Below are 22,166 nucleotides of genomic sequence, written 5' to 3' on the forward strand. Positions count from 1 at the left end.
CTCGCGACGCGGACCACGGTCATCGCGGTTGAATCCACCGCGCTGCGAACGGTCGTCGCGGTCGAACGGACGACGCTCACCGCGGTCGAAGCCACCACGCTGCGGGCGCTCGTCACGGTTGAACTCGCGATGGGGGCCGCGCTCGTCGCGGGACTCGCTGCGGGGGCCACGCTCGGCATACGACCGCTCGTCGCGGTTGTAGGGGCGACGCTCGTCGTGGCCGCCGGTGGGGCCCTGGCCGCGGTGGGGCTTGCTCGGGCCACGACGGGCCTCGAGCTTCTTGGAGGTGCTCCAACGGGCCTTCTTGGGCGCGCCGGCAGAGGACTGAGGGGACATGAGCTTCCTAGCTGGGTGGTCGATAGGCACGCTTCGAGCCACCTGGCGAGGGCAACGATGAAGGCGAGCCTCAGGCTCCGCTGCTGGGAGCCCGGTCGGGCCGGTCGACGTGCTGCCGCCGGCTGCGTCTCGCTTCTCGTGGGCCGCTCCTGCTGAGCGGCCAAGAAAATATCGGGGGTCGGTCACCCCTGTGGCTTGCCCAGACCTAGCTGGGGCCCTGTCCATCCGGACGGTGCGCCACGGCCACGTCGTGGTGGTCCGAGGACCGGTCGACGCGAGCCGCACAAGCGAGACTGCTGACGCCAGTCTATCAGGTGCCCGACCGTGCGCCCGACCGCGCCCGGTCCTGTCCGCCGATGACCGACCACAGGGCCACCGCGACGACGATGCCCGCCAGGTCGGCCAGCACGTCGCGCCAGTCCGCGGACCGGTGGGGCAGGACGGACCCCTGCAGCCACTCCGAGACGGGCGCGTGCGCGACGCTGACCAGCACCAGAGGCACCCGCGACAGGCCGCCAGCCAGGCCGGCGAGCACCGGCAGGCCGAACATCAGCGCGTGCGTGACCTTGTCCCACCCCGCGAGCGCCGACACGGCCGCCGGCGGGCTGGGCCAGTAGAGGCCGACCAGCTGCACCACCACCGCCAGCGCGAAGGCGATCAGCAGCACGGCTCGGGTGCGACGAGGGCGGTCCATGGGGCGCCAGGCTAGTGATCTCGGCGCCCGTCCGGGGAATGCTCGCCGGACGTCGCTCGTTGCACGGCCCATGAGCACCCGTCAGATCACGGAAGCGACCTTCGAGTCGACCATCCAGGACAACGACATCGTCCTCTACGACTTCTGGGCCGACTGGTGCGGCCCCTGCAAGCAGTTCGCCCCGGTCTTCGAGGCCTCCTCGGACAAGCACGAGGACGTCGTCTTCGGCAAGATCGACACCGAGGCGGAGCAGGGCCTCGCCGCGATGCTCCAGATCACCTCGATCCCCACGATCATGGCCTTCCGCGAGGGCGTGCCGCTGCTGATGCAGCCCGGCGCCCTGCCGGCCAACGCCCTCGAGGACCTGATCACCCAGATCAAGTCGCTCGACATGGAGACGGTCAAGCGGGAGTACGCCCAGCAGGTCGCCGCAGCCGAGGCGCAGCTCGCCCAGCAGCCGGGTCAGCCCGGTGCCGCCGGTCAGAGCGCCACCCCCGGCAGCGGCCCCGCGGACATCCCCTCCGTCTGAGCCCTTCCGGCATACGAGCCCGTATGACGACAAGGCCCCCTCGGTCTCCTGGTGGAGGCGAGGGGGCCTTGTGCTGCAGGTCCACGGCGTGACGTGCCCGATCTGGTGGAGGTGGCGGGAATCGAACCCGCGTCCGCTGACGACGCACCAGGGCTTCTCCGGGCGCAGTGCGCTAAGGATTTTCTCGGCCTCAGGGCTCGCACGCACACGTCCCCTGACAGGCCCAGTCGAGAAGGAGTCCCGCACGCCGTCCCGACACCGGCGTGCAGCAAGATCTCTAGCTGATGCCAGACCCTAGGCCGAGATCACACCTAGGCTGACAGACTTCGGACTCGCTCAGGCGGCGAGGGCGAAGTCGGTGCGCTTGGAATTGGCACCTATTGGTTTGCTGAGGGCGTTAACGAGATAACTCAGCATCCTCGGCCCGCTTCCCCTGACAGATCGACCAACGTCGAAACCGATCACCCCCAAGGGGGTCCCGGTGAGGGGCGGGCACGTCACGCTGTGGACTTGTCAATCAACGACCTGCGCACGGGGCCCAGGTCAGACGTGGAGTCTACCTGTCGCAACGCGCGGCGCTCCACCGCGATTCCCGCGTCAGCCCGAGCGGGGTCGGGACTCCATGTACTGCTCCACGGCTCTGCTCGTGGAGAGCCACTGTCCGTCGCTGCGTGGGTCGCCTCGAGGTTTCCCTCGAGCGCCGTGGAGTGGTGGGCCTCGAGATGCCAGATGTCGGACCAGACGCACTCGGACTCGTGTGGTGTCGGCAGACCCCCCAGGCGGGTGCGGAGCTCCTCGGTCTGCGTGTCGAGGCGGGAGTAGATGGTTGCCCTCGTGGGCCTTCCGCGCGCGCTGCTCACCCCGTTGCTGAGCCAGATGGACAACTAAACGAACGTGACAAGACTCGCCCGCCCCGACGTCCGGTCCCGGCCAGTGCCCCGTCCAGGAGCATGGCGGCGGGGTCGTCATACGACAATGGCCGTATGACGCCGCAGCCTCCTGTCCAGCTCACCCACCTGCCGGCCGGCGAGGGCCCGGCCGTCGCGATCCACGGCGGGGCGGGCGTCGACCCCGCCTCACTGTCGCCCGAGCAGGCCGCGGCCGCGACGGCTGCGCTGTCCGCCGCCGTCGCCGCAGGCCGCGCCGTGCTCGACGAGGGCGGGGCTGCGCTTGACGCGGTGTGCGCCAGCGTGCGGGTGCTGGAGGACAGCGAGTGCTTCAACGCCGGTCGTGGTGCCGCCCTGACGGTCGAGGGCACCGCCGAGCTCGACGCCTGCGTGATGACCGGAGACTCCCGCTCCGGGGCCGTGACCTGCGCGAACGGCCCCCGCAACCCCGTCATGGCCGCGCGCGCCGTCATGGAGCAGACCGACCACGTGCTGATGGCAGCCCCCGCTGCCGCGTTGCTGGAGCAGTGGGGTCTCGAGGTGGTGTCGCCGGACTACTACGTCACCGAGGCCCGTCGCCGCATGCTGGAGGAGACGTCGTCCTTCCTGGAGTACAAGCACGGAACGGTCGGTGCGGTCGCGCGGGACCGGTCGGGGCGGGTCGCGGCCGCGACCTCGACGGGCGGGATCACCGCGCAGCTCCCCGGCCGGGTCGGCGACACCCCGCTCGTGGGGTGCGGGACCTGGGCGGACGACGCGACGGTCGCGGTGTCGTGCACGGGTCAGGGCGAGCTGTTCGTCCGCGGAGCGGTGGCGCACGAGATCCACGCGCGGCTGCGCTGGGGTGGCCAGGACCTCGCGACGGCGGTGCGCGAGACCATCGACGAGCTCGTGGGTGCGCGTGGCGCCGACGGCGGGCTGATCGCGGTGACCCCGGCGGGTGAGGTGGTGCTGGCGTTCAACTCCCCCGGCATGTACCGCGGCCACGACGTCGGCACCGGCCCCGTCACCGCCATCGGCTGACCCGATCCCGCGCTGAGGCGGAGGTTCGTGCGCTCGCAGCTCACGAACGCACGGATTCCGGGCTGGAAACCGACAGTTCGTGAGCTGCGAGCGCACAAAGGTGCGGGCAGACAGCACTCTTGTCGCGTGGGCTAGCTGCGGGAGGGGGTCGCGGCCAGGCTGCCGGCCGCTGCGGCAGCCACCAGGGCCACGACTCCGGCCACGGCGAGTGGCGCACCCGCGCCCCAGGCCCCGACCACCACGCCGGCCAGGGCGGTGCCGCCGGACGAGCCGAGGTTGGTGATGGTGCTCACCCACGTGCTCGCCTCGGTGCGCAGGTGCGGGGGCGTCTCCGCGTCGGCCGCCACGAAGGCCACGGTGTAGCTCGGCGACACTGCCAGGCCCGCCCCGACGAGGACGACGCCAAGCAGCCACCACGACGTCATCGCCGACGCCACGCACAGCGAGATCCCCAGCAGGGCAAGGGTTCCCGCGAGCTGCGCCGGCCAGGCACGCCGGTGCCGTCGGGCGCCCCACGCGAGGCCGCCGATCACGGAGGCGGCGGCCACGGCTGCCTCGACGTAGCCCGCCCAGCCCGGGTGCCCGGCGGCGTCGGCGCGGGCGGCTACCCCGGTGTACATCAACGCGCTCGCGCACCCGAAGCCCGCCATGAGGGCGAGCAGCCGCCGCATCCCGGCGAGTCCGAGGGGTGAACCCCGCCGTCCTGGCGCCGCGGCGCCTCCAGACGCCGGTGCGTCGCTGGGTCGGGGTGCGTCGCTGGGTCGGGGTGCGTCGCTGGGTCGGGGTGCGTCGCTGGGTGCGGGCGAGTTGCCGGTCCCGCCCAGGTCATTCGCGCGCCTAGGAGCTGCCGCAGCCACGGCCGCGGCCGCGGTGACGGTCGCGGCCGGGGAGCTCACGAGGCCGGCCGCCCCGACCGCGATGAGCCCGGCGACGAGCACGAGCCCGTGCCAGGCGGGTCCGCGGGCGAGCACGGCGGCGGCCACGACGGGGCCGACGAGATAGAGCGTCTCCTCGCAGACAGCGTCGAGCGAGTAGGCCTTGACCCGCGCCGGCCCCTCGGGCACGAACCAGCGCCACTGCGCCCGCATCGAGGGCCCGAGGGCCGGCGCCGTGAGGCCGAGCAGGACCGAGATCGCCAGCCACGCTGCCGCAGGGGCGCCCCCAGACCCGCGGGCGACGAGTGCCGCGGCGCCGAGGACGAGCACGAATCCCGCTGCGACGCAGGTGAGCACGACGCGCTGGCCGTGCCGGTCGGCGAGGCGGGCCTGCACCGGCATGACGAGGGTCGTCGAGCCGAAGACCGCCATGGCGGCGGCCGCGGTGGCGAAGCTGTCGGTGGACTGGCGGACGGTGAACAAGAAGGTGAGCGGGAGCACGGCATACCCGAGTCGACCGACCAGGGCGAGCACGAAGGTGCGCGCGACGACGGGATCAGCGAGGAGGGTGCGATAGCTCCCGGCAACGGCGGTGCCGGACATGGGTGACTCCGATGGGTGGGGCCGCGGTGCGGCCAGGGCAGAGGGCACGGCGATCCACCCACCGACGAGGGTGGGTGGTGCTGGCGCCTCTATACCGTCCGGATCACGTGGTCACCCTAGCGCCCTCAGCGGACGAACATGCCCTGCACGACGTCGTGGGGTACGTCCTCGACACGGTCCCAGAGCCACTGCGGCGGCGCCCCTTTGCCCTTGTCGACGAGCACCACGCGCACCCCCTCGGGCATGTCCGACCGCTCCCAGAAGTGCCGGCCGAGGACCCGGTCCTGCTGCAGCACCTCCTTGATGCTGCGCATGCGGGCGGCCCGGCGCACCGCCTCCAGCGCGACGGCGACGGACAGCGGGGACTTGGTCCGTATGTCGGAGGCGCACTGCCTGGCCTCCTCGCTGCCATGCGCCTCGAGCCGCCCCAGGATCACCGCTGGGTCGTCGCCGGCGAAGCACTCGTCGATCCAGCCGCGTTGCGCGACAAGGGGGCTCGTCGGGTCGACGTCACCGACGGAGGGGTCGAGCCGCTCCCCCGCCGCGAGTCTGTCGAGGAGAGAGGGGATCTCGTCGGAGGAGATCAGCGCGTCCGCGAATCCCGTTGCCACGGCGTCCGCCCCGGTCATGGACGCACCGCTCATGGCAAGGTAGGGACCGAGCTCGCCCGGCGCCTTGGCGAGCCACCAGCAGCCGGCGACGTCGGGGAAGAAGCCGATCGCGGTCTCGGGCATGGCCAGTCGCGTGCGCTCGGTGGCGAGGCGCAGGGAGCCGTGCGCGGAGACGCCCACTCCTCCGCCCATCACGATGCCGTCCATGAACGCCACGTAGGGCTTGGGGTACGTGGCGATGGCGGCGTTGACCTGGTACTCGTGGTCCCAGAACACGACGGCATCGTCACGTCCCTCGAGGGTCGCCTCGCGCGCGGCGCGCATGTCGCCGCCGGCGCACAGCCCCTTGGGTCCGACGCCCTCGATGCTGACGCTGGCGACCTCGTCGTCCCCACCCCAGTCGTGCAGCTGCGCCAGCAGCGAGTCGACCATCGAGGTGGTGAGGGAGTTGATGGCCCGGGGCCGGTTGAGCAGGATCCGGCCCAGCGCCCCACGGCGCTCGTAGAGGACTTCGTCGGTGTGCCCGGGGCGCGGCGTGGCGGTGGTCGGGGCTTCTTCCGGCATACGGACTCTCCTGCTGACAACGGGGATCGACGCTGACCTGCTATGGCTCCATGACGAACCTATCGCGCGGCCCGCCGCACGAGCAGCCCGCACCCACCCACGACCGCCGCGGCGGGCAGGCAGGACAGCGCGAGCGCGGGGTAGCCCAGCCAGCCGACGATCACCCCGGCCAGGGCGCCGCCCACGGCGGCGGTCAGCCCCATGACCAGGTCGGCGAGTCCCTGGACCGGCGCCCGGGCGCCCAGCGGGGTGGCGCCCACCAGCGCGGAGGACGCCCCGATCAGCGCGAACGACCAGCCGAGCCCGAGGCCGAACAACGCGGCCGAGAGCAGCCAGGACGCGCCTTCGTGGGTGGTCGCGGCGGCCACGATCGACGCGCCCTCGATCACCGCGCCGGCGAGCACGACCCGCCAGCCGCCCCACCGGTCGACGAGGCGGCCGACGAGCGGGGAGAAGGCGTACATGCCGAGGATGTGGCCGCTGATCGTCAGCCCGATGAGCCGGATGCTGGCGTCGCCGTGGCGCATGTGGATCGGCGTCATGATCATCACCGACACCATGACCGTGTGGGCGAGGGCGATCGCCACGACGCACGCGCCGACCGTGTGGTGGGTCCGCACGACGCGCCAGGCCGAGGGCACCTCCACCCGCGTCGCCCCGGCCGCCGCCGCGGCGCGCTCCTCGTGGTCGGCGACCGCGCGGGCCACGGCGAGCGGGTCGGGGCGCAGCCACAGGGAGAGCAGCCCGATGGTGACGCCCAGCGCCACCGCCGTGATCAGGAACGCTCCGGTGAGCGCCGGCAGGCCCAGCCGCGTCGCGAGGGTCCCGCCGACGTCGGCGAGGTTGGGGCCGAGCACCGCACCGATCGTGGTGGCCCACACGACCATCGACAGGTCCCGGCCACGGTGCTGGTCGCTGGCGAGATCCGTGGCGGCAAAACGAGACTGGGAGTTGGACGCGCTGGCTGCGCCGAACAGCGCCGCCGCCACCAGCAGGAGCGGGAAGCTGCGGATCACCCCGGCCAGCACGCACAGCAGCGCACCGGTGGCGCCCACGAGATAGCCGATCGACAGCCCGACCCGACGGCCCCGCCGGGTCATCACGCGGGACAGCAGGTATGCCGCCACCGCGGTCCCCGCCACCTGCGCGGTCTGGCTGAGGCCGGCGAGCTCCTCGCGCCCGGAGACGTCCGCGGCCAGCAGCGAGGCGACCGTGATCCCGGTCGTGACGCCGACCCCGCCGACGGCGTTGGTGACGGCCAGCGTCCGCACGGTGCGTCGCTGCAGCTCGACCCGGTCCGGGCTCCCGGCGAGGTAGCGGTCGGCGTCGATCGTCACCACCCGAACCTACCGGCTGCAGGCCTTCCCCTGAGACGCCCTGGGACCTATCCTGGAGTAGACCCGTCGCCACGCGACGGGTGCCTGCAACCCACCGGCCGCCTCGGCGGCCGAGACCGACGCCTCGTCTCCCCCGGCCACACCGGCTTGCCTGCCCTGGCGCCACCCGAGGCCCGGCAGCACGCCCCGGCCTCCCTCGCCGTCGGTCGGCGCAACGCCCCGGCCGGCGCCGCCCGTGCCCGCGACCTCGCGGCGGGCGACCTGCATCCATGGGGGACGTAGACATGAGAACCACCCATCACCTGACGTCGGGTGCGGCAGCCGCGGCTGCCGTCCTGACGGCGGCCACCAGCCTGGCCGTCCTCACCACCGGTCCCGCGACCGCGGCACCCACCACCCGCTCGGCCTGCGCCACGACGTGGGGGTCGCTGGACGAGGCCTCCACCAGCACCGCCGACGTCCGCGTCCTCGGCGCCCGGGCCGGCCGGCACGCCTGCTTCGACCGCCTGGTCGTCGACCTCGGACCGGCCTCGACCCGCACCGTCGGCTACCACGTCGGCTACCGGTCCCGGTTCACGGACATCGCCAAGGGCGACACGATCCCGCTGCGGGGGGCAGCGGACCTCGTCGTCACGGTGCAGGCGCCCGCCTACACCCCCGAGGGGCGCCCGACCTATCGGCCGGCCAACCGCCTCGAGGCCGTCCGCGTCTCCGGCTTCAGCACCTTCCGCCAGATCGCCTTCGGCGGATCCTTCGAGGGGCAGACCACCTTCGGCGTGGGGACCCGGGCGCGGCTGCCCATGCGGGCGTTCGTCGTCAAGGACGCGACCAGGCAACGCCTGGTGGTGGACGTCGCCCACACCTGGTAGGCGGGTGCGTCACGGAGTGGCATCGCCCGCGCGTCGGGCGATGCCCCTCCTGTCCCCGGCCATCGCGCGTCGCCCGTCGCCCGTCGCCGCAGCGCACGACGGGCAATCGCTCCCGTCATACGGACTGACCAGGACGGGCCGACCCCCGCTCCCTAGGCTGGCCGCAGAGTCCGGCCGGCCCGCCCGGCCGGCTGCCTGTCCAGCCACTCCCCGAGGGAGCACCCCATGTTCCGCAAGGTCCTCGTCGCCAACCGTGGTGAGATCGCCGTCCGGGCGTTCCGCGCCGCCACCGAGCTCGGCATCACGACCGTGGCCGTGTTCCCCTACGAGGACCGCAAGGCGGAGTACCGCCTCAAGGCCGACGAGGCCTACCAGATCGGCGAGGAAGGGCACCCGGTCCGGGCCTACCTCGACGTCAAGGGCATCGTCAAGGCGGCCAAGGAGGCTGGAGCCGACGCGATCTACCCCGGCTACGGCTTCCTGTCGGAGAACCCCGACCTCGCTCAGCGCTGCGAGGAGGAGGGCATCACGTTCGTCGGGCCCGCGCACACCGTGCTCGAGCTCACCGGCAACAAGGCCCGCGCCATCAAGGCCGCCGAGGAGGCCGGGCTGCCGATCCTGCACGACAGCGAGCCCAGCAACGACGTCGCCACCCTCGTGGCGGCCTCCGAGGAGATCGGGTTCCCGCTGTTCGTTAAGGCCGTGAGCGGCGGCGGCGGACGCGGCATGCGCAAGGTCGACTCCCCCGACGCGCTCGAGGCCGCGATCGTGGAGGCGCAGCGCGAGGCGGGCAGCGCGTTCGGCGACGACCGGATGTACCTCGAGGAGGCCGTCGTCTCCCCGCGCCACATCGAGGTGCAGATCCTGGCCGACGCGACCGGCGAGACGATCCACCTGTTCGAGCGGGACTGCTCGGTGCAGCGTCGCCACCAGAAGGTCGTCGAGGTCGCCCCCGCCCCCAACCTCGACCCCGAGCTGCGGGACCGGATGTGCGCGGACGCGGTGCGGTTCGCGCGCCAGATCGGCTACGTCAACGCCGGGACCGTCGAGTTCCTCCTCGGACCGGACGGGCGCTACGTCTTCATCGAGATGAACCCCCGCATCCAGGTCGAGCACACCGTCACCGAGGAGGTCACCGACGTCGACCTCGTGTCCAGCCAGCTGCGTATCGCCGCCGGCGAGACGCTCGCCGAGCTGGGCCTCGCCCAGGACTCGGTCCGGCTGCGCGGCGCGGCGCTGCAGTGCCGCATCACGACCGAGGACCCGTCCAACGGCTTCCGCCCCGACACCGGCCGCATCATGGTCTACCGCTCCCCCGGCGGCGCGGGCGTCCGCCTCGACGGCGGCACGGTGTTCGACGGCGCCGAGGTGGGCGCGCACTTCGACTCCATGCTGGTCAAGCTCACCTGTCGCGGGCGCGACTTCGCGACCGCCGTGCAGCGGGCCCAGCGGGCGCTGCAGGAGTTCCGCATCCGCGGCATCTCCACCAACATCACCTTCCTCGAGTCGCTCATCAGCGACCCCGACTTCATCGCGGGGCGCATCACGACGAGCTTTATCGAGGAGCGGCCCTCGCTGTTCGACAACCGCATGCCCGCCGACCGCGGCACCAAGCTGCTGACCTACCTCGCGGGCATCACCGTCAACCAGCCCCACGGCCCCCAGCGCACCGAGCGCTCCGCCCGCGAGAAGCTCCCGCACCTGCCCGAGGACGTGCTGCGCGCCGAGCCGCCCGCCGGCTCGCGCCAGCAGCTGCTCGACCTCGGCCCCGAGGGCTGGGCCCGAGCCCTGCGCGAGCGCACCTCCGTCGCCGTCACCGACACGACCTTCCGCGACGCCCACCAGTCGCTGCTCGCGACCCGCGTCCGGACGCGGGACATGCTGCACGTCGGGCCCTACGTCGCGCACATGCTGCCGCAGCTGCTCTCGGTGGAGGCGTGGGGCGGCGCGACCTACGACGTGGCGCTGCGCTTCCTGCTCGAGGACCCCTGGGAGCGGCTGGCCAAGCTGCACGAGGCGATGCCCAACCTCCCCATCCAGATGCTGCTGCGCGGGCGCAACACGGTGGGCTACACCCCCTACCCGCTGTCGGTGACCAACGCCTTCGTGGCCGAGGCGGCCCGCACGGGCGTCGACGTGTTCCGCATCTTCGACGCCCTCAACAACGTCGACCAGATGCGCCCCGCGATCGAGGCCGTGCGCGAGACCGACCACGCCGTCGCCGAGGCCGCGCTCTGCTACACCGGCAACATGCTCTCGCCGGGCGAGCAGCTCTACACCCTCGACTACTACCTGCGCCTCGCCGAGCAGCTGGTCGAGGCCGGCGCCCACGTGCTGGCGATCAAGGACATGGCGGGTCTGCTGCGCGCGCCGGCCGCCGCCCAGCTCGTGCGGGCGCTGCGCGAGCGCTTCGACCTGCCGGTGCACCTGCACACCCACGACACCGCCGGCGGTCAGCTCGCCACGCTCGTCGCGGCGATCGACGCCGGCGTCGACGCGGTGGACGTGGCGGCGGCCTCGATGGCCGGCACCACCTCCCAGGTCTCGATGTCCGCGCTGGTCGCGGCCACCGACGGCACCGACCGGGCCACCGGGCTCGACCTCGACGCCGTCATGGACCTCGAGCCCTACTGGGAGGCCATCCGCCGGCTCTACGGTCCGTTCGAATCTGGGCTCGCCGGCCCGACCGGTCGCGTCTACACCCACGAGATCCCCGGCGGGCAGCTGTCCAACCTGCGCCAGCAGGCGATCGCGCTCGGGCTCGGCGACCGGTTCGAGGCCATCGAGGACATGTACGCCGCCGCCAACGGGATCCTCGGCAACATCGTCAAGGTCACCCCGTCGTCCAAGGTCGTGGGCGACCTCGCGCTCGCGCTCGTGGGTGCGGGCGCGGACCCGGCGGCGTTCGAGGCGGACCCGCAGAAGTTCGACATACCCGACTCGGTCATCGGCTTCCTCAACGGCGACCTCGGCACCCCGCCCGGCGGCTGGCCCGAGCCGTTCCGCACCAAGGCCCTCGAGGGCCGGCGGACCAAGCCCGTCGAGACCGAGCTGTCCGGCGAGGACGAGCAGGCCCTCGCCGACGAGCCTCGGATGACGCTCAACCGCCTGCTCTTCCCCGGGCCCACCAAGGAGTTCGTGGCGGCACGCGACACGTTCAGCGACCTGTCGGTGCTCAACACGCGCGAGTTCCTGCACGGCCTGGCGGTCGGCGAGGAGCACGAGGTGCAGATGGACAAGGGCAAGACCCTGCTCCTCGGCCTCACGGCGATCGGCGACGCGGACGCGCGCGGCATGCGCAACGTCATGGTCACCATCAACGGCCAGATGCGCACGATCGAGGTGCGCGACGAGGCCGTGAAGTCCAACGTCGCGGCCGCCGAGCGCGCCGACACGACCCGGCCGGGGCACGTGCCGGCGCCGTTCGCTGGGGTTGTGACCCTGGCGGTCGGCGAGGGCGACGAGGTCGCGGCCGGCGCGCAGGTCGCCACGATCGAGGCGATGAAGATGGAGGCCGCCATCACCACGCCGGTCGCCGGTCGGGTGTCGCGGCTCGCGATCGGGGCGACGCAGGCCGTCGAGGGCGGGGACCTGATCGTCGTCGTCGAGTGACCTCCCTCAGGTAGTCACATCGACCTGGGTTCGCACGCCAGGCCGATGTGACCAACCCGGGCGGATCCTGGTTCGCCCGTATGACGTCGCGCCCGGTCCGGCATACGGCTCAGAAGTCGCACCCACCGAGGTCGCACCCGTCGCCGCACCCGTCCAACCCGTCCACGAGGTCGCCCGCGGAGGACACGAACTCCCCCACCCCCGAGGCGAGCTCGCCGAGGCCGTTGGACAGGGTGTCGACCAGGTCGAGGTCACCGAGGCCGCCAAGCCCGGCGCCGACGTCGACCAGCCCCGGCCCGTCGAACGCGTCGACGACCCGCACGACGTCGAGCCCCAGGTGCGACACGTCGGCGAGCAGCCCCACGCCGTGGATCCAGTCGAGGTCGAACGCCACGTCGGCCACCCCTGCGAGGTGCGCCCGCGCCGCCACCTCGCCGAAGATCCGCGACCACCGCTCGGCGCAGCCGAACACGATCGCGTAGGGCAAATAGCGCGAGAAGACGTCCCGCGCCTCCTCGAAGCGGATCTGGTCGGCCTCGGCGGTGGTGAGGTACTCGCGGAAGCCGAGGGTCTGCACCCGCACCGCCGTGCCTGCCGCCGTGCGGGGCGTGCGCCCACGACCGCCCCACAGCAGCAGCGCCGCCGACGCCACGAGCCCCAGCCCGGGCACGACCTCGAGCGGCCCGAACCGCCGCACCGTCACCAGGTCGATCAGCATCACCCCGAGCACCAGCAGGCCGAGCAGGAGCATGGGGATGCCCAGCCACCAGAGGCGCTTGTTGCGGTCCTGGGGGTGCTTGGCGTACCACCCGCGATCGACGACCTCGCGGTAGAGCCCGATCTGCGCCCGCCGCAAGGTCATCCCGAAGGACCCCTTGAGCGCCGACAGCCGCACCACGGGGCCGCTCGCGAAGAGCTCGCCGAGCAGCTCGGCCTCGAACGGGCGCAGCCGGCCGGATGGCGAGGGGGCGCGGGTCAGCTCCCAGTCGACGGCGGTCGAGGGCTCGTCCGTGCCGGGCGGGGTGGCCGTCGGGCTGGCTGCCCGGGTGGCGCCCTGCGGGTGGACGGCCGTGATGGTGAGGTGGCCGCGGACGGCGAGGTCGATGATCGTGGCGCTGATGTCGACCTGGTCGGCGCGCCCGTCCACGACCGTCCCCGCGATGCCGGGCGTGACGTCGTCGGGCGGGGCGAACCTCACGGCGACCGGGCCGCGCCACTCTCCCGGGCCTGCGAGCCGTCGGGTCCGTATGCCGTCCCCGGTCGCCGGCAGCTCGCCGGGTGTCACGCCGACGAACATTTCGTCGCGGCGGCGCCGCCGAAACCATACGAGCACGACGGCGACGAGCAGGAGCGGGGCCACCCCGAGGACGAGGAACCCGATGTCGATGCTGGCGGCGCTGTCGAGACCGCCCACCCTGCCGACGCTCGCGATCCTGGTCGTCCAGCTCATCGCTCTCTCCCCCTGGCTGCCTGCATCTGTCGTCGCCTCCTTGGACCTACCGGCGGCAGGTCCATCAGCCTGGCGGACGAAGGCCGGTCGATGCCTCTACCGGCGGTAGGTCCATCAGCCTGGCGAACGAAGGCCGGTCGATGCCTTTACCGGGGGTAGGTCACCAGGAGCCGCCGCCGCCGTCGCCGACGCCGCCACCGGAGAAGCCCCCGCCCCCGCCGAAGCCGCCCCCGCCGAAGCCGCTGCCCCCCGAGGAGCCCGGCGTGGACGTGAAGGTGCCCGCCGCCGACGTCGAGAACGAGTCGACCGCGTGCCCGAAGTCACCGAACCCGCCGAAGCCGCCGCCGTACCAGATGTAGAAGGTCGGCACACCCACGTCATAGCCGTCCATCCGGGCCATCTCGGCGACCTTGGCGAAGATTTGCGCCCAGCGATCGGCCACGCCGAACACCACCGCGTAGGGCAGGTAGCGGCTGAAGATGTCGAGGGCCTCGTCGTACTTGATCTGCTCGGCCTCGGCGGTCAGGAGGTACTCGCGGAAGCCCTTGGTCTGCTCGAGCACCGCGGAGCCGTCGGCCGTGCGGGCCGGGAGCTTCTTGATGAGCCAGCGCATGATGAACGGCACCGAGAACAGGCCGGCCGCGGCGACCATGACCGAGGGCACGGGCAGGTCGAAGCCCGCGATGCTGTCGCTGGTCAGGGCGCCCGCGAAGGAGCCGGCCCCGAAGAACATCCACCCGAAGATCAGCGCGAACGGCAACCAGGTCAGGCAGCCGAAGCCCTGGCGCACCCGCTCCGGCGACTGCCGGAACCAGCCGCGCTGCACGGTCTCGGAGTACATCTCCTGCTTGGCGATGGCCAGCGTGCCCGAGAAGTGGTTCTTGAGCTCGGACATCATCACGGGGGTGCCGTAGGCGAAGATCCCGTCGAGCACGGTGCGCTCGTACTTGAGCAGCCCGCGATCGCCCACCTTGGGGGTGCCGAGGTACTCGAGCCGCCAGTCCGAGGTCTGGAACCGGCCGCCGTCCTGGGTCTGCTCGATCCGCAGGTAGCCGCGCACCGCCAGGTCGATGACGGTGGCCGAGACGTCGATGGTGTCCGCGTGCTCGTCGTAGATCGTGCCGATGAGTCCCGGGGTCGCGTTGTCCGGCGGGTTGAACCGCACCGCCGTCACCGGCGCCTTGCCGCCACGCGTCGTCGGCACCTCCTGCCCCGGGGCCGGGAGCGTGTCGGGGGCCAGCCCGACATACCGCTCGTCCCGCCCTCGTCGCCAGACCAGGGCGCCCATGCCGGCCAGTGCCAGGAGGGGCGCGCCGACACCGATGCCGAGCTGGCTGAGGGTCCGCACCCGCGCCGACTCCGGCGAGATGTAGGGGCCGCCCGAGCCGGCGGACCCGGCGTCCCGGACGTCCTTGCTGACGTCGGTGAAGGCGCTGCGCGGCAGGAGCGCGACGATGCTCATGTTCTGCATGATCTCGAGGTTCTGCGCGCTGAACCGGGCCGGGTTGCCCGGCGTCGACTGGCAGGGCGTGTCGCTCTTGAAGGTGCCGTAGTAGCAGGCGGTCTTGCTGACGGCGCTGGAGCCGGGCCCGCGGACCGTCACCTCGACGGCGTCGAAGGGCACGCGCCAGGAGTTGCCGAGGACGTTGTAGTAGAGCTCGACGCCGTCCTTCTGCTCGTTGACGACGTGGGCGAGGTGGTACTTGAGGACGTAGCGCTCGGCCCCGGAGACGGTGCGGTTGGGCGACCCGACCCGTATGACGGTGGCGTCGCCCTGGTCGCGGACGCTCAGCTGGGCCGGGGCGCCGCTCGGGCTGCTGGCCGAGATGTCGCTGATCTCGTAGTGCCGCTCCTGCGAGGTCGCCCCGCCAGAACCCTCCGAGCCGGCAGACGTCTCCTCGGCCGGGGTGTAGCCCTGTGCCGTCGCGACCGTCCGCTCGATGCCGTGCCGGCCGCTGGTGTTGAACTGGTAGTCATAGGTCTCCGTCACCGAGACGCCGCCCTGGGCGTCCACGACGTAGTCGACGACGAGACGGGTGACCCGGTCACCGCCCGAGGCGGCGAACGACGGCCCGGCCCCGAGCAGGAGGGCCCAGACGGTGATCGCGAGGACCGCGAGCACCCGGGGCAGCGAGCGGGCCGGGACGCGCCGGACGCGCGAGCTCGGGGGTGCTCCCCCTGGTCGGATCGTGCTCGCCGGACGCGTCACGTCGTACCCCCTCGGGAATTGGCTGGACGGACCTCTGACGGCGAATCTATCCGAACCGCTCCCCCGGATCCGCCGACGGCCCGTCGATGTGTCAGCCGCGCCCGCGCTTGAACGCGTTGGACATCGCCCGTGCCGCCTCACGGTTGTCCTGCCGCTCGCGCAGCGTCTGGCGCTTGTCGTAGAGCTTCTTGCCCTTGGCGACCGCGATCTCGACCTTGGCGCGGCCGTCCTTGAAGTACAGCTCGAGCGGCACGATGGTGTGGCCGCTCTCCTGCGAGGAGGCAAAAATCTTGCGGAGCTCGTCGCGGTGCAGGAGCAGCTTGCGACGGCGGCGGGCGGCGTGGTTGGTCCAGGTGCCCTGGGAGTACTCGGGGATGTGCACGCCCTCGAGGTAGAGCTCGCCGTTGTACTCCTGCGCGAAGCCGTCGACGAGGCTGGCGCGCCCCTGCCGCAGCGACTTCACCTCGGTCCCGGACAGCACGATGCCCGCCTCCCACGTCTCCTCGATGTGGTAGTCGTGGCGCGCCTTCTTGTTGCGCGCGATCACCTTGGTGCCCTGCTCCTTGGCCATAGCGTCCCAGTCTACCTGCCGGTCACCTGGTCCCCGGAGCGAGTTCTCGAGGCGCCCCGCGACAGACCGGCTGCAGAGACCGTATGCCGACCGCGGCCGCCGCCAGGCGTGGCCGCCCGCCCGGCCGAGGGTCAGAGCCACTCCATCGGGTTGGTGAAGCGCCCGTCCACGATCGTCTCGAAGTGCAGGTGGCAGCCGGTGGAGTAGCCCGTCGTGCCCGAGTAGCCGAGCAGCTGCCCCTTGCGGACCGCGCCGCCCTGCACGGCGAAGGACGTCAGGTGGTTGTAGGTCGTCACCAGATCGCGTCCTCGAACGGTGCCGTGCTCGACCATGATCCGGTTGCCGTAGCCGGTGTTGAACCCGGCGGAGATGATCCGGCCGTCGGCGGCGGCGTAGATCGGTGCCCCGCACCCGGTGGAGAAGTCGGTGCCCGTGTGCAGCTTGTAGACGTGCAGGACGGGGTGCTGGCGCATGCCGTACGGCGACGTGATGCCTCCGGTCGCGGGGCGGCCGAGGATCCCGCCCCCCGGTGCGGGGTTGGCGGCCGGCGCTTCGACGGGTGGCGGTGCGGGGCGGCCGCGGCGGGCGGCGTCGGCGGCCTGGCGGGCGCGGTCCGCGTCGGTGGCGGCGCGTCGAGCGCGCTCGGCGGCCTCGGCGGCGGCCGCCGCCCGGGCGCGGGCGGCCCGGTCGGCCAGCTCGGTGCGGACGGCGTCGGCCTCCCGGTCCAGCTGGGCCAGCCTGGCGGTCTCGTCTGCCTTGCGGGCCTCGACGGCGGCCTTGGCGCGGGCGGTGGTGGCGACGAGCTGCTCCACGCGGGTGCGGGCGGCGGCGGCGTCGGCCTGGGCGTTCTCGCGGCCGCGGACGTTGTCGGCGGACTCGGTCTTGAGCTCGGCGACGCGTGCGCGGACGGCCTTGAGGCGGGCCTGCTTGGAGGTCTCGGCGGCGCGCACCGTGGCGAGGTCGCGGGCCGCCGAGGCACGCACGGACCCGACGGCCTCGAGGACGGAGTAGCGGGTGTAGAGGTCGTCGGGGGTCTGGGCCTCGACGAGCAGGGACAGGTCGCGCAGCTCGGCGCCGGGGTCCTGCATCTCGCTGGCGACCTGGCCGATCGCCTCGGTCGCGGACACCATGGAGGCGCGTGTGCGGGCCAGGTCGTCACGGGCAGTCGTCTCGTCGGCGCGCGCCTGCTCGAGCTGGGCGGCCAGCTCGGCGTCGCGACGACGGGCCGCCTCCAGGGCGGACGTGGCGGCCGCCTCGGCGGCACGCGCCCCGGGCAGCTGGCGCTCCGCCGTCACGAGCTCGGCGTAGGCGTCGGCGAGGGCGGAGGAGGTGACCTCGAGCGTCCCCCGGAGCGTTCCCATGTCCCGCTCCAGGGCGGACCGGCGGTCGCGCAGGTCGTCGTCGGAGTCGCCACGCACCTGGGCGGCGTGCGCCGGCGCCGCGAGGAGGACCGACGGCAGCACCGGGAGGGCGGCGGCGAGGGCACAGGCCAGGGCGACGGAGCCGCGATGGAGACGGCCTCGGTGGAGCACGCTCATGTCTGACGTCCTGGGGGTTCCGGGGGCGATGGCGGTCGAGCACGAGGTCGGTGCCGAGCGACACCGCCTCCACGTTGGTACCACCAGCACCAGCAGTCGCACGACCACCGACCTCGCACGGAACCTCCCCGAGACGCTTTTGTCACCCGTCCGCGACCTCTGACCATGCGAATGGCCTAAGAATGACGGCGGCCCCGTCCGTCATACGCGCAGATAACGACGCAGCGTGACCAGCGAGGTCAGGAGGGCCACGACCAGGGCGGTCAGGAACAGCCAGGGCGCGACGCGCCACAGGTCACCCTGGTCGACGACGGCGATGCCGCCGAGGATCGTGAGCTGGCCGGCCTTCTGCCCGACGAACCACGCGAGGACCCCCCACAGCAGACCGGTGGCCAGGGCCGCGCCGAGCAGCGAGGCGACGACCGTCTCGATCACGAACGGCGCCTGGATCGTGGCCGCGCCCGCCCCGACGAGGCGCATGATGCCGGTCTCGCGCCGCCGGCTGTAGGCGGACTGCCGGATCGTGGTCGCCACGAGGAGCGTGGCGCAGAGGAGCATGACGCCCGCGAGCGCGATCGTCGCGACGGTCAGCGTGCTGAGCAGGTCGATGAGCGGCTCGACGACCTTGCGCTGGTCCTCGACCTTCTCGACGCCCGGGGAGCCCTGGAAGGTGCTGGTGATCTGGGGGTACTGCTGCGGGTCCTTGAGCCGGACGCGGTAGGACGCCTTGAGCTGCTCGGGACGCGTGCTCTGGACCAGCGGGTTGTCGCGGAACTGCTCCTTGAACCGGTCGTAGGCCTCCTGCTGGCTCTCGAAGTAGCGCTCCTGCACGATCGGCATCGCGTCGAGCTGCTTCTCGAGGGCGGTGCGGTCGGCGTCGGTGGCGGCGCCCTTGGAGCACGCGGCCTCGGCGGACGTGGCGTTGCACAGGATGATCGAGACCTGGATCTTGTCGTACCAGTAGCCCTTCATCGTCTGGACCTGCTGGTAGCTCAGCAGGCCGATGCCGAGGAACAGCAGGCTGACCATGGTGACCAGGGCGACCGACACGGTCATCGACAGGTTGCGGCGCAGGCCGGTCCAGGCCTCGCCGAGGATGAAGCCGAGCCTCATCGGTCCCCCTCCTCTGTGGGCTCGAGCGAGCCCGTGGACCGGGCCGTATGCCGGGACGCGCCGCCGTCAGGTCCGCGGAGCCCGGTCGCGCGAGTGAGGGCGTACTCGCCCCGCTCGTCGTCGCGGACCAGCCGCCCTTCGTCCAGCTCGAGCACCCGCCGGCGCATGGCGTTGACGATCTCGTCGTCGTGGGTGGCCATCAGCACGGTCGTGCCACGGCGGTTGATCTGGTCGAGCAGGTTGATGATGTCCAGGCTCGTCGCGGGGTCGAGGTTGCCGGTGGGCTCGTCGGCCAGCAGGATCGAGGGCCGGTTGACGATGGCGCGGGCGATGGCGACGCGCTGCTGCTCGCCGCCCGACAGCTCGTGCGGCAGGCGGCGGCCGAGGTCCTGCAGGCCGACCATCTCGAGGGTCTCCCCCACCTGGCGCCGGATGTCGCGGCGGCGACCGCCGATCACCTGCAGGGCGAAGGCCACGTTGTCGGTGACGGTCTTGGCCGGCAGCAGCCGGAAGTCCTGGAAGACGCAGCCGATCTCGCGGCGCAGGGCGGGCACGTCCCGGCGTGGCAGCCGCTCGAGCTCACGGCCGGCGACCTGGACCCGGCCCGAGGTGGCGGTCTCCTCCTTGAGCACCAAGCGCAGCAGCGTGGACTTCCCGGAGCCGGACGAGCCCACGACGAAGGCGAACTGTCCCCGCTCGATGCTGGCGCTGACGTCGTCCAGGGCGGGCCGCGTGGTGCGCGGGTAGACCTTGGACACGTGGTCGAACCTGATCATCGCGTGGCGCGCCCCGTCCTCGTCCCGTCGGCCGCCGCCGGGTCAGGTCGCGACCCACGGCACAGGACGAGCCTAGGCCGACCGGGGGGACGAGCGCCGCACGTCTTGCCGACTCGGCGTTGCGGACGGCGACCGGCGGTGACGATGCGTCAGGACCTGCCGGCGGAGGAGGGTCAGGAGGTGCTGGCCCGCGAGTGCTCGGCGAGGAAGGCCTCGACGTCGTCCTTGGCGGTGACGAGGTCGAGGTGGCGCGTCTCGCGGTGGACCTTGATGGCCGCGATGCGCTGGCCGCGCAGGGCGAGCTGCTGGGCCTGCTCGTCGAGCACCGGGCGCGCCTGCGGCAGGTGGTTGGGGTCCATGCCGGCGAACTTGGCCAGCATGGCGACCTGCTCCTCGAGCAGCTCGACGCGGCGGCGCAGCAACGCGACCTCACGACCCGACGAGTCCCCCCACAGCAGTGCCATGGGGTCAGCCTAGGTCACGGTCAGGTCACGTCGGAGTGAATACTGGGCCTCACCACCCGGATGCCGCCTGATGGACGACGCACGGGTGACGCGGTGCTCCACGACGACTACCCAGCGTCGACTACTCGGTGTCGTTGGCCTTGTTGCGGCGCCAGCGGATCCCGGCCTCGAGGAAGCCGTCGATGTCGCCGTCCAGCACGCCCGAGGTGTTGCCGACCTCATGCTCGGTGCGCAGGTCCTTGACCATCTGGTAGGGGTGCAGGACGTAGGACCGCATCTGGTCGCCCCAGCTCGCCTTGACGTCGCCGGCGAGCTCCTTCTTCTTGGCGTCCTCCTCCTGCTTCTTCTGCAGGAGCAGGCGGGACTGCAGGACGCGCAGCGCAGCCGCGCGGTTCTGGATCTGGGACTTCTCGTTCTGCATCGACACGACGATGCCGGTGGGGATGTGCGTCATCCGGACCGCGGAGTCCGTGGTGTTGACCGACTGACCACCGGGGCCCGAGGAGCGGAAGACGTCGACCTTGAGCTCGTTCTCGGGGATCTCGACGGTGTCCGTGGTCTCGATCAGCGGGATCACCTCGACGGCGGCGAAGCTCGTCTGGCGGCGTCCCTGGTTGTCGAACGGGCTGATCCGCACGAGGCGGTGCGTGCCGGCCTCGACGGACAGGTTGCCGAAGGCATAGGGCACGTTGACCTCGAAGGTCGCGGACTTCAGGCCCGCCTCCTCGGCGTAGGACGTGTCCATGACCTTGGTCGGGTAGCCGTGGCGCTCGGCCCAGCGCAGGTACATCCGCATGAGCATCTCGGCGAAGTCGGCCGCGTCGACGCCACCGGCGCCCGAGCGGATCGTGACGACGGCCTCGCGCTCGTCATACTCCCCCGACAGCAGGGTGCGGACCTCGAGCTCGCCGACGGCCTTGGTGATGGAGACCAGCTCGCGCTCGCACTCGGCGAGGGTGTCGGCGTCGCCGCCGTCCTCGGTCGCCATCTCGACGAGCACCTCGAGGTCCTCGATGCGCTGGTCCATCTCGACGACCCGGTCGCGCTCGGTGTTGGCGCGGGACAGGGCGCTCGTGACCTTCTGCGCGGCGTCGGGGTCGTCCCACAGGTCGGGGGCGCTGGCCTGCTTCTCGAGCTCGGCGATCTGACCCGCCAGCGCGTCCAGGTTGGTCACCTCACGCACCGACGCCATGGTCGCGCGGAGGTTCTTGATCTCTTCGGAGAAGTCGACAGCCACAAAGCAACAGCCTACCGCCCGGGTGCAAACCGCCCGCTCAGCGCAGGTGACGCAGGTAGCGCTCGGGGCCGTCGAGGAATCGGCGGTAGTGGTCGACGAGGTCGAGGTCCTCCCACGCCGCGGGACGGTAGCCGTCCTCGTCGAGCTGCAGCAGCGTCGCCCCGGGCAGGCTGGCGAGGACCGGCGAGTGCGTCGCCAGGAGCACCTGGCTGTCGCCGCGCTCCATCAGCCCGAGCAGCACCGCCAGCAGGTGCAGCTGGCTCGTGAACGACAGCGCAGACTCCGGCTCGTCGAAGACGTAGAGCCCGAACTTGTCGGTGAACCGGTGCCCGGTGAACAGGTCGAGGAAGCCCTCGCCGTGCGAGCGACCGTGGAAGTCCTCGCCGAACATCCCGTCGACGTAGGTGTAGAAGGAGTGCATCGTCTCGGCCCGCAGGAAGAACCCCCACCGCGTCGCCGACCCCGCGTGCCGCACCAGCTGCAGGTGCTGGTGCAGCGGCGACTCGCTGGGCCGCGTCGTGTGCTGTGCCCCGGTCGACCCGCCCTCGGGGTTGAGGCCGTAGGCCATCGCGATCCCCTCGACCAGCGTCGACTTGCCCGCGCCGTTCTCCCCCACCAGCACGGTGGCCGGACCCAGGTCCAGCCCCTCCCGCAGCAGCTGGGCGACGGCCGGTATGTCGAACGGCCAGACGTCGTCGCGGCGCTCCGGCACCTCGCCGGTGACCCGCGCCTCGACCCTCCGCAGCGGCAGCCGGACGTCGTGCCAGGCCTGGGCGGTGGGGCGGCGCGGCGTCATACGGCCATGCTCCCCCATCAGCGGTCAACGCCAGAGTGGTCGCAGATCCGACGTCAGGAGCCTCCAGACGTC

At 72.2% G+C, this 22,166-nt stretch carries 17 protein-coding genes, 1 other RNA gene and 1 pseudogene; 4 read left to right on the forward strand and 15 right to left on the reverse strand.

The window, feature by feature from the left end; all coding sequences use genetic code 11:
• A pseudogene (locus tag B4E97_RS01685) lies at positions 1 to 336 on the reverse strand (DEAD/DEAH box helicase); the annotation flags it as partial.
• Positions 337 to 646: 310 nt separating this feature from the next.
• Complete coding sequence (locus B4E97_RS01690; RefSeq protein ID WP_286957179.1) at positions 647 to 1,030, reverse strand: VanZ family protein; 384 nt, start codon at positions 1,028 to 1,030, stop codon at positions 647 to 649.
• 70 nt (positions 1,031 to 1,100) lie between these two features.
• Here B4E97_RS01690 and trxA point away from each other — a divergent pair, with 70 nt between their 5' ends.
• Complete coding sequence (gene trxA / locus B4E97_RS01695; RefSeq protein WP_019287701.1) at positions 1,101 to 1,559, forward strand: thioredoxin; 459 nt, start codon at positions 1,101 to 1,103, stop codon at positions 1,557 to 1,559.
• Positions 1,560 to 1,662: 103 nt separating this feature from the next.
• On the opposite strand, the gene ssrA is transcribed toward trxA, so the two are convergent.
• Positions 1,663 to 2,028, reverse strand: a transfer-messenger RNA (tmRNA) gene (gene ssrA / locus B4E97_RS01700).
• Between the two features lie 514 nt (positions 2,029 to 2,542).
• Between ssrA and B4E97_RS01705 the strand changes: the two genes are divergently transcribed.
• Entirely contained in the window at positions 2,543 to 3,469 is a 927-nt protein-coding gene (locus B4E97_RS01705; RefSeq protein ID WP_286958463.1) for an isoaspartyl peptidase/L-asparaginase family protein, read from the forward strand.
• Between the two features lie 131 nt (positions 3,470 to 3,600).
• On the opposite strand, the gene B4E97_RS01710 is transcribed toward B4E97_RS01705, so the two are convergent.
• The 3 genes from B4E97_RS01710 to B4E97_RS01720 form a co-directional block, all read right to left on the reverse strand.
• Complete coding sequence (locus B4E97_RS01710; protein ID WP_286958464.1) at positions 3,601 to 4,947, reverse strand: MFS transporter; 1,347 nt, start codon at positions 4,945 to 4,947, stop codon at positions 3,601 to 3,603.
• Positions 4,948 to 5,072: 125 nt separating this feature from the next.
• Positions 5,073 to 6,122: a 3-hydroxyisobutyryl-CoA hydrolase gene (locus B4E97_RS01715; RefSeq protein WP_286958465.1), complete on the reverse strand. Its 1,050-nt coding sequence runs from the start codon at positions 6,120 to 6,122 to the stop codon at positions 5,073 to 5,075.
• A gap of 59 nt (positions 6,123 to 6,181) precedes the next feature.
• A complete protein-coding gene (locus tag B4E97_RS01720; protein WP_286958466.1) occupies positions 6,182 to 7,459 on the reverse strand; it encodes an MFS transporter in 1,278 nt (425 codons plus the stop codon).
• Positions 7,460 to 7,743: 284 nt separating this feature from the next.
• Here B4E97_RS01720 and B4E97_RS01725 point away from each other — a divergent pair, with 284 nt between their 5' ends.
• Together B4E97_RS01725 and B4E97_RS01730 are read left to right on the forward strand one after the other, a co-directional pair.
• Positions 7,744 to 8,328 carry an AMIN-like domain-containing (lipo)protein gene (locus B4E97_RS01725; protein WP_029212910.1) on the forward strand — a complete coding sequence of 195 codons (585 nt, stop codon included), beginning with the start codon at positions 7,744 to 7,746 and terminating at the stop codon, positions 8,326 to 8,328.
• Between the two features lie 225 nt (positions 8,329 to 8,553).
• Complete coding sequence (locus tag B4E97_RS01730) at positions 8,554 to 11,940, forward strand: pyruvate carboxylase (protein WP_286958469.1); 3,387 nt, start codon at positions 8,554 to 8,556, stop codon at positions 11,938 to 11,940.
• Positions 11,941 to 12,049: 109 nt separating this feature from the next.
• Here B4E97_RS01730 and B4E97_RS01735 read toward each other — a convergent pair whose 3' ends face one another.
• From B4E97_RS01735 to B4E97_RS01775, 9 genes are all read right to left on the reverse strand, one after another.
• On the reverse strand, positions 12,050 to 13,390 hold the full coding sequence (locus B4E97_RS01735; RefSeq protein ID WP_286957161.1) for a DUF2207 domain-containing protein: 1,341 nt from the start codon (positions 13,388 to 13,390) through the stop codon (positions 12,050 to 12,052).
• Positions 13,391 to 13,550: 160 nt separating this feature from the next.
• Complete coding sequence (locus tag B4E97_RS01740) at positions 13,551 to 15,599, reverse strand: DUF2207 domain-containing protein (RefSeq protein ID WP_205621849.1); 2,049 nt, start codon at positions 15,597 to 15,599, stop codon at positions 13,551 to 13,553.
• A gap of 91 nt (positions 15,600 to 15,690) precedes the next feature.
• Positions 15,691 to 16,170 (reverse strand): SsrA-binding protein SmpB, encoded by a 480-nt coding sequence (gene smpB / locus B4E97_RS01745; RefSeq protein WP_019287690.1) that lies wholly within the window; start codon positions 16,168 to 16,170, stop codon positions 15,691 to 15,693.
• A gap of 131 nt (positions 16,171 to 16,301) precedes the next feature.
• Entirely contained in the window at positions 16,302 to 17,708 is a 1,407-nt protein-coding gene (locus B4E97_RS01750; protein WP_029211549.1) for a peptidoglycan DD-metalloendopeptidase family protein, read from the reverse strand.
• Positions 17,709 to 17,909: 201 nt separating this feature from the next.
• Positions 17,910 to 18,821: a permease-like cell division protein FtsX gene (ftsX, locus tag B4E97_RS01755; protein WP_019287687.1), complete on the reverse strand. Its 912-nt coding sequence runs from the start codon at positions 18,819 to 18,821 to the stop codon at positions 17,910 to 17,912.
• Entirely contained in the window at positions 18,818 to 19,597 is a 780-nt protein-coding gene (gene ftsE, locus B4E97_RS01760) for a cell division ATP-binding protein FtsE (RefSeq protein ID WP_286955801.1), read from the reverse strand. The genes ftsX and ftsE overlap by 4 nt, the downstream gene beginning before the upstream one ends.
• Before the next feature lie 173 nt (positions 19,598 to 19,770).
• Positions 19,771 to 20,061, reverse strand: a complete 291-nt coding sequence (locus B4E97_RS01765; RefSeq protein ID WP_019287685.1) for a hypothetical protein — start codon at positions 20,059 to 20,061, stop codon at positions 19,771 to 19,773.
• Positions 20,062 to 20,182: 121 nt separating this feature from the next.
• A complete protein-coding gene (gene prfB, locus B4E97_RS01770; RefSeq protein ID WP_019287684.1) occupies positions 20,183 to 21,298 on the reverse strand; it encodes a peptide chain release factor 2 in 1,116 nt (371 codons plus the stop codon).
• A 37-nt stretch (positions 21,299 to 21,335) separates the two neighbouring features.
• Positions 21,336 to 22,094 (reverse strand): AAA family ATPase, encoded by a 759-nt coding sequence (locus B4E97_RS01775; protein WP_019287683.1) that lies wholly within the window; start codon positions 22,092 to 22,094, stop codon positions 21,336 to 21,338.
• Positions 22,095 to 22,166: the final 72 nt, after the last annotated feature.

Origin of the sequence: Arsenicicoccus sp. UBA7492 (assembly GCF_002479615.1) — a bacterium.
GTDB lineage: Bacteria > Actinomycetota > Actinomycetes > Actinomycetales > Dermatophilaceae > Arsenicicoccus > Arsenicicoccus bolidensis.

Excerpts from the sequence above, each read along its gene's own strand:
- B4E97_RS01690 (WP_286957179.1), bottom strand. The coding sequence starts at position 1,030 with ATGGACCGCCCTCGTCGCACCCGAGCCGTGCTGCTGATCGCCTTCGCG.
- trxA (WP_019287701.1), top strand. The coding sequence starts at position 1,101 with ATGAGCACCCGTCAGATCACGGAAGCGACCTTCGAGTCGACCATCCAG.
- B4E97_RS01705 (WP_286958463.1), top strand. The coding sequence starts at position 2,543 with ATGACGCCGCAGCCTCCTGTCCAGCTCACCCACCTGCCGGCCGGCGAG.
- B4E97_RS01710 (WP_286958464.1), bottom strand. The coding sequence starts at position 4,947 with ATGTCCGGCACCGCCGTTGCCGGGAGCTATCGCACCCTCCTCGCTGAT.
- B4E97_RS01715 (WP_286958465.1), bottom strand. The coding sequence starts at position 6,122 with ATGCCGGAAGAAGCCCCGACCACCGCCACGCCGCGCCCCGGGCACACC.
- B4E97_RS01725 (WP_029212910.1), top strand. The coding sequence starts at position 7,744 with ATGAGAACCACCCATCACCTGACGTCGGGTGCGGCAGCCGCGGCTGCC.
- B4E97_RS01730 (WP_286958469.1), top strand. The coding sequence starts at position 8,554 with ATGTTCCGCAAGGTCCTCGTCGCCAACCGTGGTGAGATCGCCGTCCGG.
- B4E97_RS01735 (WP_286957161.1), bottom strand. The coding sequence starts at position 13,390 with ATGAGCTGGACGACCAGGATCGCGAGCGTCGGCAGGGTGGGCGGTCTC.
- smpB (WP_019287690.1), bottom strand. The coding sequence starts at position 16,170 with ATGGCCAAGGAGCAGGGCACCAAGGTGATCGCGCGCAACAAGAAGGCG.
- B4E97_RS01750 (WP_029211549.1), bottom strand. The coding sequence starts at position 17,708 with ATGAGCGTGCTCCACCGAGGCCGTCTCCATCGCGGCTCCGTCGCCCTG.
- ftsX (WP_019287687.1), bottom strand. The coding sequence starts at position 18,821 with ATGAGGCTCGGCTTCATCCTCGGCGAGGCCTGGACCGGCCTGCGCCGC.
- ftsE (WP_286955801.1), bottom strand. The coding sequence starts at position 19,597 with ATGATCAGGTTCGACCACGTGTCCAAGGTCTACCCGCGCACCACGCGG.
- B4E97_RS01765 (WP_019287685.1), bottom strand. The coding sequence starts at position 20,061 with ATGGCACTGCTGTGGGGGGACTCGTCGGGTCGTGAGGTCGCGTTGCTG.
- B4E97_RS01775 (WP_019287683.1), bottom strand. The coding sequence starts at position 22,094 with ATGACGCCGCGCCGCCCCACCGCCCAGGCCTGGCACGACGTCCGGCTG.